The organism is Acinetobacter sp. YH12155, from assembly GCF_013418255.1.
In the GTDB taxonomy this organism is placed as follows: Bacteria; Pseudomonadota; Gammaproteobacteria; order Pseudomonadales; family Moraxellaceae; genus Acinetobacter; species Acinetobacter indicus.
Genome location: NZ_VPCK01000023.1, coordinates 1 through 14310, shown reverse-complemented (window position 1 = coordinate 14310; position 14310 = coordinate 1). Strand labels below are relative to the sequence as shown.

The 14310-nt window shown below is 43.9% G+C and carries 12 protein-coding genes; 8 read left to right on the top strand and 4 right to left on the bottom strand.

Translation table 11 applies throughout. The features are described from left to right. Positions 1 to 25 precede the first annotated feature (25 nt). Positions 26 to 1348 carry an alpha/beta fold hydrolase gene (locus FTU86_RS12145; RefSeq protein WP_180048543.1) on the bottom strand — a complete coding sequence of 441 codons (1323 nt, stop codon included), beginning with the start codon at positions 1346 to 1348 and terminating at the stop codon, positions 26 to 28. 307 nt (positions 1349 to 1655) lie between these two features. Between FTU86_RS12145 and FTU86_RS12140 the strand changes: the two genes are divergently transcribed. The 8 genes from FTU86_RS12140 (at position 1656) to FTU86_RS12105 (ending at position 11115) form a co-directional block, all read left to right on the top strand. Beyond that, positions 1656 to 2921, top strand: coding sequence for a glutamate-5-semialdehyde dehydrogenase (locus FTU86_RS12140; RefSeq protein WP_005180146.1), 1266 nt, complete (start codon positions 1656 to 1658; stop codon positions 2919 to 2921). A gap of 115 nt (positions 2922 to 3036) precedes the next feature. After that, a complete protein-coding gene (locus FTU86_RS12135) occupies positions 3037 to 3441 on the top strand; it encodes a hypothetical protein (RefSeq protein ID WP_005180148.1) in 405 nt (134 codons plus the stop codon). Positions 3442 to 3755: 314 nt separating this feature from the next. Continuing rightward, the gene (locus tag FTU86_RS12130) at positions 3756 to 4976 is read left to right on the top strand and encodes an acetate/propionate family kinase (RefSeq protein ID WP_180006602.1); all 1221 of its coding nucleotides are present in this window, start codon (positions 3756 to 3758) and stop codon (positions 4974 to 4976) included. A gap of 50 nt (positions 4977 to 5026) precedes the next feature. Beyond that, a complete protein-coding gene (pta, locus tag FTU86_RS12125) occupies positions 5027 to 7165 on the top strand; it encodes a phosphate acetyltransferase (protein ID WP_168396421.1) in 2139 nt (712 codons plus the stop codon). 197 nt (positions 7166 to 7362) lie between these two features. Next, positions 7363 to 7836 carry a hypothetical protein gene (locus tag FTU86_RS12120; protein ID WP_075167434.1) on the top strand — a complete coding sequence of 158 codons (474 nt, stop codon included), beginning with the start codon at positions 7363 to 7365 and terminating at the stop codon, positions 7834 to 7836. A gap of 5 nt (positions 7837 to 7841) precedes the next feature. Continuing rightward, positions 7842 to 8708, top strand: a complete 867-nt coding sequence (locus tag FTU86_RS12115) for a hypothetical protein (protein ID WP_163145419.1) — start codon at positions 7842 to 7844, stop codon at positions 8706 to 8708. Positions 8709 to 8722: 14 nt separating this feature from the next. After that, positions 8723 to 9100 (top strand): surface-adhesin E family protein, encoded by a 378-nt coding sequence (locus FTU86_RS12110; protein WP_143217961.1) that lies wholly within the window; start codon positions 8723 to 8725, stop codon positions 9098 to 9100. Positions 9101 to 9588: 488 nt separating this feature from the next. Then, positions 9589 to 11115 (top strand): fumarate hydratase, encoded by a 1527-nt coding sequence (locus tag FTU86_RS12105; protein ID WP_005180157.1) that lies wholly within the window; start codon positions 9589 to 9591, stop codon positions 11113 to 11115. 72 nt (positions 11116 to 11187) lie between these two features. On the opposite strand, the gene FTU86_RS12100 is transcribed toward FTU86_RS12105, so the two are convergent. The 3 genes from FTU86_RS12100 to clpP all read right to left on the bottom strand — a co-directional run bounded on the left by FTU86_RS12100 (position 11188) and on the right by clpP (position 14013). Then, complete coding sequence (locus FTU86_RS12100) at positions 11188 to 11901, bottom strand: DUF2846 domain-containing protein (protein ID WP_005180158.1); 714 nt, start codon at positions 11899 to 11901, stop codon at positions 11188 to 11190. Between the two features lie 168 nt (positions 11902 to 12069). Further along, on the bottom strand, positions 12070 to 13380 hold the full coding sequence (gene clpX / locus FTU86_RS12095; RefSeq protein ID WP_168414298.1) for an ATP-dependent protease ATP-binding subunit ClpX: 1311 nt from the start codon (positions 13378 to 13380) through the stop codon (positions 12070 to 12072). Positions 13381 to 13407: 27 nt separating this feature from the next. Continuing rightward, a complete protein-coding gene (gene clpP / locus FTU86_RS12090; RefSeq protein WP_005180162.1) occupies positions 13408 to 14013 on the bottom strand; it encodes an ATP-dependent Clp endopeptidase proteolytic subunit ClpP in 606 nt (201 codons plus the stop codon). Between the last annotated feature and the right edge of the window lie 297 nt (positions 14014 to 14310).

Below are 14310 nucleotides of genomic sequence, written 5' to 3'. Positions count from 1 at the left end.
CTGTTTTATTTTTAGACACCTCAATTTAGGCAATTGCTGCCAGACAACCTTTTTGACGCTGGATATAACGCAGCAAACGCTCGGCAATATCAAAGCTGCCATGTTTTAATAAAGCGCGAATCTGCTGATCCTGCACTTCAAAAATCAGGCACTCAATCTGGAAACTACCCTCTTCATCTTGGAGTGTCAGGGCCAAATCACGCTCATACTGCGCAGCCCGTTCTGCCTGTCCGTCTTCAAAACGTAGCAATACGCCAAAAAAGTTCAGATCGACAATTTCCGTGGCAAAGCTTAAATCGGAATGACGGTGCGTTAACTGACTAAATGGCTGTTGTACAGCAATGCGTTCTTCTCCACGGCGCTCCATGTTCAAGAGCTGGGCACGGGTCATGGGGATAATACCTTCTAACGACTGAATCGGCTCATCTCTTAAAAAGGTGGCAAACAGGCGCATGGTTTCTTTACGGCGCTGCAACTGCGGTACATGGTCGGCATTGGCAATCATGGCAAATTCCATGTCCGGACATTGCAGGGCAAAATTGGCATTTTCATGTGGCAAGGTAAAACTGTCATACTGACCACAGGCCACCAGCACCTTGCACTGCGGAATTGGAACATGGGTCAGACGCAGCAGACGATTACAATTGATATCATAGCGTTCCTGCTCGGTGGCGGTGAACTCAGCCATTTGCCGGAAGAACAGCCGCTTGGCGGTTGGCGACATGCGGGTCGCTTCCAGCTTGGCATGATTGACCAGATATAAAATCACCGCCTGACCAAACTCATCCATGCGCTGCTCTTTCATTAAATGCAGCGATTCTTCCAGCAGCATACGCCAGCTTTTCCGGGTCTTTTGCATGACACCCATCAGAATCATGCGGTCTATCAGTTCCGGACGCTGATGTGCCAGGCAGGATGCCACCACAGAACCGAGGGACATGCCCAATACCGCGACCTGACTCAAGCCAACAATATCCAGCCAGCGACCGAGCATGGCTGCCAGATCTTCCAGCTCCAGCGTACCGGCAGATATGCCAGTATCGACATTGCTGATTTGCTGGTTGGCGCCCATGGAAGGTAAGTCAATCAGAATAATCGGGCCGGCATCAAACAGTTGTTCAACACAGTATTTATAGGAGTTAAAATTCTGAAAAGCGCCCCCGATAATCACCATCGGCGTCATGTGCAAGGTGTCTGGGCGAGCAATCGCCATGTATTCAATCTTCCAACCGTCAATCCAGGTTGTACGCGCTGGCTGTTTGAAACTGTGCTTATCGTAAAGATCAAAAAAACCAAAGTGAGCACTTGACTGCCCGACTTCCGAGTCCATTTGGATAATGGAATTCATATTCCTTTCCTCCATTCTCGCGCTTATTTTTATTGTGCAAGAGATGATTTCTAAAATTGAGCAAAAATCGCATCCTGCTCTTTCATTGTTATTTGTATGACTTCAATGTCCATCGTGTTTCATTCTATACAGGTGTCGTTTTGACACGCAACCTCTTCTGCAACCACTTGTCTGCTTTTAAACAGGAAACAATTTCAAAATGTTTAGCGCTTTTCCGGCTTTCCTGCGGAAAATTCCATCAAACTGCTTCATTGTCCCGACCTAGACTGTTAATATCGAGGAGAAATTTCTAAGTGATCAAACCGCTATGCACGAGTCTATTGAACAATATATGCAAACGGTAGGACAACAAGCGCGCCAAGCTTCCGCAGTTCTGGCAAGTGCTTCTACCCAAACAAAAAACCATGCTTTATCTGCTATTTACACTGCACTTGAAAACAGTGAAACAGCAATTTTAGCTGCCAACCAGGTTGATATGACCAAAGGTCGCAACAACAATCTGGATAGCGCCCTGCTTGATCGCTTAGAACTGACTCCCCCGCGCTTTAAAGGCATGTTACAGGGCCTGAAAGATGTGATTGGCCTGCTTGACCCAATTGGTGAAATTACCGATATGGCCTATCGTCCGTCGGGCATCCAGATTGGCAAAATGCGAGTACCTTTGGGCGTGGTCGGCATGATTTATGAATCACGTCCGAACGTGACCTTAGAAGCAGCTTCGCTGGCGCTAAAATCAGGCAATGCCATTATTTTACGTGGCGGTTCAGAAGCGCTGGAATCGAATAAAGCCATTGCCGAAGCCATTCAGCACGGTCTGAAAACTGCAGGCTTGCCAGAAACGGCGGTACAGGTCATCAATACCCCAGATCGTGCTGCTGTAGGCCAGTTAATTACCATGTCAGAATATGTCGATGTGATTGTGCCACGTGGCGGTAAAGGCTTAATCGAGCGCATCACCAATGAAGCCCGTATTCCGGTAATTAAACATCTGGATGGTAACTGTCATGTCTTTGTCGAAGCACAGGCCGACTTGCAAAAAGCCCTGCCGATTGCCCTGAATGCCAAAACCCATCGTTATGGCGTCTGTAATGCCATGGAAACCCTGTTGGTGGATGAAGCCATTGCAGATGAGTTTTTACCGCGTATTGCCGAGCTGTATGCAGAAAAACAGGTCGAGCTCCGTGGCTGCGCCGAAACCCAGCGCATTTTAGGCGATAGCGTTAAAACGGCTACCGAAGGCGACTGGTATACCGAATATCTTGGTCCGGTTCTGGCCATTAAAGTGGTGTCGGGTCTGGATGAAGCGATTACCCATATCAATAAATATGGCTCGCATCATACCGATGCCATTATTACTGAAAACTTCAGTCTGGCACGTCAGTTCATGGCCCGTGTTGATTCCAGTTCAGTGATGATTAACGCCTCTACCCGCTTTGCCGATGGCTTTGAATACGGTTTAGGGGCGGAAATTGGTATTTCTACCGATAAAATCCACACCCGCGGCCCAGTCGGTCTTGAAGGTCTGACCTCGCAAAAATGGGTGGTGTTTGGAGATGGCCAGATTCGCCAATAACTCGCTTTTCTAAAGATATGAATGTTCAGCCTTTGCGGAGGCTGAACATTTTTCTGCTGTTTTCCCTGTCTATTCCACCGTACACTGTCTTAAGAATGAGAATAAGAGGTGGACAATGTTCTATTATTTAATTGTGACCACATTTGTTCTGGCACTGCTGGTGTCATTTGTGGTGATGCGTATTTTTTCCAGTTCCATTAACCGTATTCTGGCGCGTATTATTCATGATCCGATTCATGAAGCCTGGGCCAGATATACCAAATTTGCCGGCATGGTGGTTGGAACATCCTCCGGAATCCGGATTTATGACATGGAAAAATACATTACCCCGCTCACCTATAGCGAAAACGACCAGAAAATTATTATTGAACTGACGCAGGAACGCTGGTTTCTGGAAATTTACCGCACCTTAATTGAAACCCTGCAAGGCTTGGCCTGGATGATGCTGGTATTTTTTATGGTGGCGCTATTTGCCTATGTGATTGTGCGCTGGTCGGAAATGAAGTATCAGAAACCTTAAATATGAAGGAATAAGAAATATTTTCAAACAGTTCTGTCACATGCTTTGATTCAAGGCGTGTTATGGTAAAGAGAAGAACAACGCGACTGGACATGACTACTATTTTATTAATAAATGAAATCTATCAACCGATAAATTTTAGTTATTATTTCCGAAAGGGTCGATAGTGCTTAAGTCTAATCTCCTAAAGTCTATCTAGAAGCGATACCCATCCCATGATAAAAATTAGTTATTGATCAAGATTGCACCGTGTTGGAACAGGTGCAGATCAATACGGGATACAAATATTTCAATTAGAATTCGGGTAAAACAACGTGTCTAAATCAGTATTAGTTATTAATTGTGGCTCTTCTTCAATCAAGTTTGCCCTATTGCTTGAAGAACAGAATTTCCGTATTCACGGCTTAGCTGAGAACTTAGGCACAGAAAATGCCCGTATTAAAGGTGTGACTGTCGGCAATGAACCCGTCGATATTCATATTCCTTTTGCAGATCATAAAAAAGCATTAGAAGTAGGTTTAGAGCGTTTGGCGAACTACAAGCCGGATGCCATTGGTCACCGCGTGGTACATGGCGGCAGTCTGACCAAAGCTGAACTGATTACTGACGAAATTATTGAAAAAATTCGCGAAGCAACTCCACTTGCGCCTTTACACAATCCGGCTCACCTGATCGGGATCGAAGCGACTAAACGTTTATTCCCAGATTTGCCACAAGTCGCAGTATTCGACACAGCTTTCCATCAAACCATGCCGGCACATGCTTACCGTTATGCCCTGCCTAAATTCCTGTACACCGATCATAACGTACGTCGTTACGGCTTCCACGGCACCAGCCATGCCTATGTTTCTGAACGTGGTTCAGAACTGGCCGGCAGCCTGAAACAAGGCGGCTGGTTAACAGCGCACCTCGGCAATGGTAGCTCGACCTGTGCCATCTGGAACGGTGAAAGTGTAGATACCTCTATGGGCCTCACCCCACTTGAAGGTCTGGTGATGGGTACCCGTAGTGGTGATGTTGATCCATCTTTACACACTTTCCTGGCCAGCAACCTAGGTTGGGATATCTACAAAATTGACAAGATGCTGAACAGCCAAAGCGGTCTACTCGGTTTATCTGGCCTCTCTAACGATATGCGCACCCTGATTGAAGCCTCTGAACAAGGCAATGAAGATGCAGCTCTGGCCATTGAAGTGTTCTGCTACCGTTTAGCGAAATCTTTAGCAGCATTAAGCTGTGGCTTACCGCGTCTAGATGGCCTGTTCTTCACAGGTGGTATTGGTGAAAACTCGGCTTATATCCGTGAAAAAACTCTGTCTTACTTACCACACTTCGGCTTTAACTTTAGCAAAGAGAAGAATGACAGCCTGAAACGTGGCACCGAAGGTCGTATCGATAACGGTACTGGTCCACAAATCTGGGTGGTTCCAACCGATGAAGAAGGCCGTATCGCCAAAGAAACCAGCGCGGTGGTGGAGTCTGAGTTGGGAGCAACTCCGGCAAAAAAGTCTGAATTAGAAACTGCGATTGCTTAAGCAATCGCAGTTTTACCCTGTTTACTTTTGGCTGATTTGAATAATACCTTATGAAAACAATTCTACTTGTCCCGACTGGAGAAGGTGTTGGTCTAACATCTGCATGTTTAGGTCTGGTGTATGCTTTGGAATGCCAGGGCATTAAACCCGGTTTCGTCAAACCTTTCTCTCAAGAATTACAGCCTGAAAACGAACGGACGACAGCGCTGTTTGAGCATGTCTCTAAAACCAAAACGGTTCAACCCATTCCTTATGCACAGGTGGTGCATCAACTAAGCCATGACCAGCAAGATGAATTGCTGGAAGAAGCGGTTCGCTTACACCGCCAAGTGGCCAAACAGCATGACCTGATTATTGTCGAAGGCCTGTTACCGAATTTCCGTGACAGCTTCGCAGATGACCTGAATGCCCTGCTGGCTCAAGCCCTAGATGCACAGGTAGTGATTGTCAGCGGTGCCGACATCAACAATCCGCTTCGCTCTGCTGAACGAATTGAACACCAGATTCGTAACTTCGGTGGTGCAGAATCGAACCGTTTACGCGGTGTGCTGTTTATGCGTACCAAAGGTTTGCCAGAAGATTCTGCGCAAATTCCTGTGACGATTGATCCAAACCTGCGTTTACTGTCAGATACCAGCAAGTTTGTGGCCAGCATTCAGCAAACTTATAGCTACATTGGCACAGAAAAACTGCCAGTGATTGGTTTGGTACCATTTAGTAATACCCTGAGCGTGCCGCGCCTGTCTGATCTAGCAGCGCATATTTCTGCCCAGTGGATTCATGAGGGCGAAGCCAATACACGTCGTGTGTTACATAGCAGCCTGATTACTTCGAATATCGAGCATGAACTGCACAAATTCGTGGCCGGTGAACTGATTATTACCGCAGCTGACCGTACCGATGTACTACTGGCCAGCAGTCTGGCAAACAGCAACGGTATTCCTTTAGCAGGCTTAGTCTTAACCGAGCAGCATCAACCGAATGAACAGGCCTTAAATTTCTGTCAAACTGCCATCAAGCAAGGTTTGCCAGTATTACATACCCCTTTAACCACCTTTGAAACTGCGCAACAGCTCTCGACTTTCGGTAACGAAATTCCGGTCGATGATATTGAACGTGCCGAACAGGTGACCCGTTTTGTGTCCAGCCATATTGATCCGGAATGGTTAAACTCGTTGATTAGCGGTGCGCATAGCCCACGTTTATCGCCTTCTGCCTTCCGTCATGAGCTGGTACAAAAATCAATTGCAGCGAAAAAACGCATTGTTTTACCTGAGGGTGATGAGCCACGTACAGTTCAGGCTGCGGCCATCTGCCAATCGCGTGGTATTGCGCACTGTATCTTGCTGGCCAAACCTGAAGCCGTAGTTGAAGTGGCCAAAGCCCGTGGTATTGAATTGCCGCATGACTTAGAAATTATTGATCCGGATCTGATTCGCGAAAACTATGTCGAGAAAATGGTTGAGCTGCGTAAAGGCAAACTTAACGAATTACAGGCACGCGAACAGCTTCAGGATACGGTGGTTTTAGGTACCATGATGCTGGCACTGGATCAGGTTGATGGCTTAGTTTCAGGTGCAGTACATACCACGGCCAATACCGTACGTCCGGCCTTCCAGCTGATTAAAACTGCACCTGAATATTCACTGGTATCTTCAGTATTCTTTATGCTGCTGCCAGATGAAGTTTATGTGTATGGTGACTGTGCGATTAACCCGGACCCGGATGCAGAACAACTGGCTGAAATTGCCATTCAATCTGCTGACTCGGCCAAAGCCTTTGGTATTGACCCGCGTATTGCCATGATCTCTTACTCAACTGGAACTTCAGGTGCCGGTGCCGATGTAGAAAAAGTAGCGCAAGCGACTGAAATTGCCAGACAGCGCCGTCCAGACCTGCTGATTGATGGCCCGCTGCAATACGATGCTGCATCGGTTGAAAGTGTTGGTCGCTCTAAAGCGCCAAACTCTCAGGTGGCTGGTCGTGCCAATGTGTTTATTTTCCCTGACCTGAACACGGGTAATACCACTTATAAAGCAGTACAACGTTCTGCCAATGTGGTGAGCGTTGGCCCAATGTTGCAAGGTTTGAACAAGCCAGTGAATGACCTGTCACGCGGTGCATTGGTCGATGATATTGTGTTTACCATTGCTCTAACTGCAATTCAGGCTGAACAGCAGTCGAGCTAATCAAATATCTGCCTGATATTCAAATCAGACCATTCAATGATGTAAAAATTGAATGGTCTATTTGTATCTGAACTATGTTTACTGTATCTTTTAGATTCGTTATTTTATGTATACAACTCATTGATATATAAAGTAATTTTTAGCTAAAACTTTAAAAATAAAATAATTTCTAGCTCATTTTTTAGAGGAAATAAGACATGATTCGTCAACTCATGCTACTTGGCTGTTTCACCTTGACCAGCACCTTTACTCAAGCTGGCTGGCTCACCAAAGCCATTGACAAATGGAATTCGTCGAGCGACCTAAATGAAAACATTTTTGTTCAATATCCAACAGTTCAAGAGTATTTTCACGATAAATTTAAAAGTCCACGTCAAATTACATTGAATAATGTTTCATACAAAGCTGGTGTGGTGATGTATGAACGCGCTCAACAATATTGTGAAAAGGACTTGGGACAACTCGTTCAAATTGAACAACATCCTAAATCTTTATATCCATATCGTGGGGCAGAAATTTTAGATACACCAAACTTACAAAAATATTATGGTTTATTTGAATGTCAAAATATTGCCAATCCTTGGAAAGTCTATTTTGATCATCAAAATCAACGCATTATTCAAAGCTTAACGCCAATTTTATCTGTCGATGTCAGTTATGTATTTGAGTAATGATCATGAATAAGAAAATTTTAATCATCACATCAAGTCTGTTGTTACTCACAGGCTGCCAAGTGACAGGCGAACAAAATAATCTTTATCAAAAAGTTTTAAGCTATTCAGGTCAATCTACCAAAAGTGACCCATTAAATGGCGCAAAAAATCGTTTTAGTATTATTGTGCCAAAAAGTAGTGTCAATGAAACCACACGTTTTAAGGGATTGGTGTCAAACCAAAACTACTTTTCTAGTTTAGCGCGTAGTCAATATTTTGATCATATTTGGAAACGTTATTATTCATCTTTAAGATCACTCTCTGATACCACGACAAAGCTGCGTATTTGTAACAGTACTTTTGCTGAAGATCGAAGACAGCCTTCTTCTGTCTCCAACTCATGCAGTGAAGTCACCTTAAAAACGCATGTCAAAGATATGGGTTCAGCCTATCAGATTAATTTTGAAGGTATTAACGTCGACCAGCATCAGCAAAGTTTTGCACTCTCAAAAATTGAGGTTCCTAATGTCTATAGCTCCGTTGGCGTACTGGATCAAAACCTTTTGAAATCCACCTTCGGATATTATGATCGTATTGAATTTAAGTCGAAGCTCAAAGCTGAACAATTAGCACAAAAACTTGGGCATCAATTTGGTTCAGTCCAAATCTATAAAGATAATGGTGAAATATATCTTCAAGTCAATTTTGACCATGAATATCGAGTCGATCAAGCTGTCTCACCGATTAACTGCAAAACCAACCCTACAAAGCCAAATGTTGCACCGATCGTCAGATGTGATTATGCAATTTTTTCTGCCAAAGGTATTTCAGACTACCGTCAAAATAAAATACAAACAGAAAATTTTATCAAAAAAGTCTTTTTAAATTAGGATGAAAATAAAAAATGAAAAAAATACTTCTTATACTCATGAGTATCATTACGATCCAAAGTGTATACGCAGAAAACTTTAAAACTATGCTGAGAAATAATGGAATCACCTTCCAAATTGATTTAGATAGCATTAAGAAACAAGGGCAATATCACCATGTCGTTGTGGCACAAAAATTTAACAGCAGCAAAACAGAAGGTACACTCAAATATAATGAATTACGCTCAGATTTCATTTTGGACTGCGCTTCAAACCGTGAATACATTTCACGCTTAAGCCGTTACCAAAATGGCAGCATGGTTTGGGAAATGGCCAATCCAGAAAGCTTTAAACTGGAGAAAAACGATTCCGGCATGATTGAATATATTTGTGAAAATGAAATTAAATCTTAAAAATTAATTTTTTGTGATTTTAAATATTCGATTATTTTTATGATCAATACTAAAGACATAAAAAAAGAAGATAAAGCTTAAGCTTGATCTTCTTTTTGGCCATACATCCAAGTTGCAGCGATATATACACAAAAGCCCGCAACCATCAAAATACCTGTTGTCATCTTTAAGGTCTCGTTTTTGGATGTGACAATTATGCGAAAGTTTTATGACAATTATATGACAAAACTGAAATATTTAAATTTTATTAAATAATTAAAATTCAATAACTTAATAAAATTTCATCTAAATTTAAGCTGTAATATGACATTTATTTCAGCTCAAATATGACAAAACCTCCTGCCAAATACAGTAAAAATCACCCAAAATCCCGTGTAAAAGCATCACTATAAACTTTCGGCCAATCCGCTTCTAAAACGCCCACAATGCCGTCATTTTGTCTTATAATTTAGCCCGCTAGCTATCAGCCCGCTCAAGAGAATTTTGATATGACAACTATTATCAAGCAAGATGACTTGATCACATCGGTTAAAGATGCGCTTCAGTTCATTTCTTACTATCACCCACAAGATTTCATCCAAGCGATGAGCCGTGCGTATGACCGTGAAGAAAACAAAGCTGCAAAAGATGCGATTGCACAAATCTTAATTAACTCTCGTATGTGTGCAGAGGGTCACCGCCCAATCTGTCAAGATACCGGTATCGTCAACGTATTCGTTGAAGTGGGCATGGATGTTAAATTTGATTTAACAATGAGCTTAGACGACGCGATTAATGAAGGTGTGCGTCAAGGTTACCTAGAAAACTCAAACGTCCTTCGTGCATCTGTACTTGCTGACCCTGCATTTGGTCGTAAGAACACCAAAGACAACACCCCTGCGGTGATCTACCACAAACTGGTTCCAGGCAACAAAGTCGACATTACTGTTGCAGCCAAAGGTGGCGGTTCAGAAAACAAATCTAAACTGGCAATGCTTAACCCATCTGACTCTATCGTAGACTGGGTACTGAAAACTGTTCCAACCATGGGTGCAGGCTGGTGTCCACCAGGTATGCTCGGTATCGGAATCGGTGGTACTGCTGAAAAAGCCATGATGCTTGCCAAAGAAGCACTCATGGAAGAGATCAACATGGACGAACTGCTTCGTCGTGGTCCACAAAATAAACTTGAAGAACTTCGTATTGAAATCTTCGAAAAAGTAAACGCGCTGGGTATTGGTGCACAAGGTCTGGGCGGTTTAACCACTGTACTTGACATCAAGATTAAAGATTACCCTTGTCACGCTGCGGGCAAACCAGTCGGTATGATTCCAAACTGTGCTGCAACGCGTCACGCACACTTCACTTTAGATGGTTCAGGTGTTGCCCATATTCAGGCACCACGTCTTGAAGATTATCCTGAAGTTACTTGGGACTCATCTTCATCTAAACGTGTTGACCTCGACAACATCACCCAAGAAGAAATGAACTCGTGGCAGCCAGGCGACACACTGCTGCTGAACGGGACCATCTATACCGGCCGTGATGCTGCACACAAACGTATGGTTGACATGCTCAACAACGGTGAAGAATTACCGGTTGATTTAAAAGGCAAGTTCATCTACTACGTAGGTCCTGTTGATCCAGTCGGTGATGAAGTGGTTGGCCCTGCAGGTCCAACAACGGCGACTCGTATGGACAAGTTCACACGTCAAGTGTTAGAAGCGACTGGTCTTTATGGCATGATTGGTAAAGCAGACCGTGGTCCTGCGGCTATTGAAGCGATTAAAGACAACAAAGCAACGTACCTGATGGCTGTCGGTGGTGCTGCGTACCTGGTATCTAAAGCAATCCGCGAAGCTGAAGTAGTTGCTTTTGAAGACTTGGGTATGGAAGCGATCTACAAGTTTGTAGTAAAAGACATGCCTGTATCTGTCGCAGTTGACGTAAACGGTACTTCTGTACACGCGACTGCACCAAAAATCTGGCAAGCTAAAATTGGCAAGATTCCAGTGGTTGATGCCGCTGCTGGCTAATTAACGCTGTTGAAGCGATTAAAAAAGCACCCAAATCTGGGTGCTTTTTTTTATTTCTCGATTCAAGCATTTTTACCAGGTGCGTGGGTCCCACAATTTAAATGGCTTGGTCAACTGCACATCGCTGGCCGGGTCATAATCAGCATGTTTGATTTTTTGTGCCTTGGAGCGAATTTTACCGGTGCTCTGGTCTTCAGCTACAAAATTATAACTATGCGATTTCAATTGAGTAAAAGCAATTTCATTAAGGCCTACTGTTTCCGGCATCATAATTAAGGGGCCAGAAACCGTGCGGCGGGTACTACTATTTTCTTCATCATATTTAATAAAATAGGACTTGCCTGCTTCAACGGAAAAATCCAGATACTTTGGCTTTTGAAAATGTTGCACACCTAGAGGACGACTGGTAGATAAACGATAATCCCCGGCTGGCAATTCAATCCAGTAATAATGATTATGCAGCAGGCTTGGAATGCGTTCACTATTGATAAACAGGCTGGAGGCCACAATTTCCTGACGGTTCCAGCGTGAATCCGGGCGATATAAATACACCACGGCGGCCTGATCATGCTGCGGCTGAATGGCCTGAAAGCGCTGGCCCAATTTCTGATTGACCCAACCGCCAATGGTAAACATGCCAAAACGGTACTGTTCCAGCAAACTCGGCTTTTCGTTCTGATCAATAGCTTTTAACGTAGAGGTGGGCGGCAGCTGCGCCTCGGTTGACGACTTCCCATGACAGCCAGCCAATGCGACAGCCAGAAATACGATTGATATAGCACGCATGAACATCCCTCATTCCTTCGTTTTTATTTTTACACTTAACACTTTTTCAATATTTTTATTGGGTTTGGCATCCAGGCCCTGATGCAGAGATTAGCACTCTGTCTTATTTTTTCAAATAAAAAACGTGCGAAAACCGTTGATTCCCGCACGTTTCTGACGAATAGCGTCTTAAGCCGTTTTTGAATTCACGACTTTTAAATCGGCTTTCGGCTGTTCTACCGCAACTTCTTTGCTTTGACGTTCCGGTTTTAATTCCGGCTTGGCCTGACCATTAATCACCGCTTCAGTGATGATGACCGTGCCTACATCACTACGACTTGGCAAGTCATACATGATTTCAAGCAAGGCGTTTTCCAGAATTGAACGCAGACCACGCGCACCTGTATTACGTTCCAAGGCTTTTTTCGCCACTGCACGTAATGCAGCATCATCAAAGATCAGGTCGACATTTTCCATCTCGAACAGATATTCGTATTGACGCGTCAAGGCATTCTTCGGCTCGGTCAGAATCTGCATTAATGCTTCTTCATCCAGCTCATCCAGCGTTGCAATGACTGGCAAACGGCCAATAAATTCCGGAATTAAACCGAATTTCACCAAATCTGTTGCTTCAACCTGACGGAACAGTTCAGACAGCTTTTTACTTTCATCCTTGTTACGTACTTCAGCGGTAAAGCCAATACCACCTTTTTCCTGACGTTGCTGCACAATTTTCTCTAGACCCGAGAATGCACCACCACAGATAAACAGGATGTTGGAAGTATCAATCTGGATAAATTCCTGCTGCGGATGCTTGCGGCCACCCTGCGGCGGAATAGACGCCACTGTGCCTTCAATCATTTTCAGCAAGGCCTGCTGCACACCCTCGCCCGATACATCACGGGTAATCGACGGGTTTTCAGACTTACGGGTAATCTTGTCGATTTCATCGATATAGATAATGCCCTTTTGCGCCTTTTCGACATCGTAATCGGCTTTTTGCAGTAGCTTTTGCACGATGTTTTCAACATCTTCACCCACATAACCAGCTTCGGTTAAGGTGGTGGCATCGGCCATGGCAAACGGAACATCCAGCAAACGCGCTAAAGTCTGGGCCAATAAGGTTTTACCTGAACCAGTTGGACCCACCAGCAGGATATTACTTTTGGCAATTTCGACTGCATCATTGGTTTTTTGACCGTTATGCGTCACTTTCAGACGTTTATAGTGGTTGTAAACTGCCACCGATAAGGTCTTTTTCGCCAGGTCCTGACCAATCACATATTGATCCAGTGCAGCGCGAATTTCATGCGGTTTTGGCAACGGACGGGCGGCCCAGTCACTCGACTCAACTTGTTGACTGGTCTGAACCAGATCCAGGCATACGTCCACACATTCATTACAGATATATGCGTCCTCGCCTGCAATCAGCTTCCCGACTTCAGACTGCGTTTTACCGCAAAATGAACAATGTTTTTGTCCTTGAGGATGTTCGGACATATTCTCTCCAATTTAAATCTTTAAAACTTATGGACGCTTAGATAACACTTCGTCCACTAAACCGTATTCTTTGGCCTGCTGTGCAGTCATAAAGTTATCACGGTCGGTATCTTTGGCCACTTTTTCATAGTCCTGGCCACTGTGCTCTGCCATCAAACGGTTCAAGCGCTCTTTAATGAACAGGATTTCACGCGCATGAATTTCAATATCAGAAGCCTGACCACGGAAACCGCCTAAAGGCTGGTGAATCATGACCCGGGCATTTTCCAGGCAGTAACGTTTGCCTTTGGCACCGGCATTCAGCAGGAATGCACCCATGGACGCTGCCTGACCCATACAGTAAGTCACCACATCTGGCTTGATAAACTGCATGGTGTCATAAATCGCCATACCGGCAGTAACTGAGCCGCCTGGCGAGTTAATGTATAAATGAATATCCTTATCTGGGTTCTCTGCCTCTAAAAACAACATTTGCGCCACAATCAAGTTGGCCATGTTGTCTTCAACCTCACCCGTTAAAAAAATCACCCGTTCACGCAAAAGACGTGAATAAATATCAAAAGAACGCTCACCACGAGATGATTGCTCAACGACTACTGGAACCAATGCGTTATCAATTGATGGAACATACATACGTTTATTTATTCCTAAATTCTTGTGAGTTCACCCATGATCACAATATGAGGGATAATCATCTAAATTGCAAAATATTCACCCACAATTCATGGATATTTTTTGCATAAGCTTTGTAAACTTTAAAACCATCCAAGTTTTTATATTATATAAAAAAGGCGCCTTAGGCGCACTGCTGTCCCATAGTTTGCTTTAAATAAAAAAACCTGAGTCCTAACAGTTAAAATATGAGTGCAAACAAACACTTTAACGACCAGGATTCAGGTTTTGTCACATCAGAATACCGTATTTCATGAG

Coding starts and splice junctions, on each gene's coding strand:
- FTU86_RS12135 (WP_005180148.1), top strand. CDS start 3,037: ATGTTCTATTATTTAATTGTGACCACATTTGTTCTGGCACTGCTGGTG.
- FTU86_RS12110 (WP_143217961.1), top strand. CDS start 8,723: ATGAAAAAAATACTTCTTATACTCATGAGTATCATTACGATCCAAAGT.
- FTU86_RS12145 (WP_180048543.1), bottom strand. CDS start 1,348: ATGAATTCCATTATCCAAATGGACTCGGAAGTCGGGCAGTCAAGTGCT.
- FTU86_RS12105 (WP_005180157.1), top strand. CDS start 9,589: ATGACAACTATTATCAAGCAAGATGACTTGATCACATCGGTTAAAGAT.
- pta (WP_168396421.1), top strand. CDS start 5,027: ATGAAAACAATTCTACTTGTCCCGACTGGAGAAGGTGTTGGTCTAACA.
- FTU86_RS12120 (WP_075167434.1), top strand. CDS start 7,363: ATGATTCGTCAACTCATGCTACTTGGCTGTTTCACCTTGACCAGCACC.
- clpP (WP_005180162.1), bottom strand. CDS start 14,013: ATGTATGTTCCATCAATTGATAACGCATTGGTTCCAGTAGTCGTTGAG.
- FTU86_RS12100 (WP_005180158.1), bottom strand. CDS start 11,901: ATGCGTGCTATATCAATCGTATTTCTGGCTGTCGCATTGGCTGGCTGT.
- FTU86_RS12140 (WP_005180146.1), top strand. CDS start 1,656: ATGCACGAGTCTATTGAACAATATATGCAAACGGTAGGACAACAAGCG.
- clpX (WP_168414298.1), bottom strand. CDS start 13,380: ATGTCCGAACATCCTCAAGGACAAAAACATTGTTCATTTTGCGGTAAA.
- FTU86_RS12115 (WP_163145419.1), top strand. CDS start 7,842: ATGAATAAGAAAATTTTAATCATCACATCAAGTCTGTTGTTACTCACA.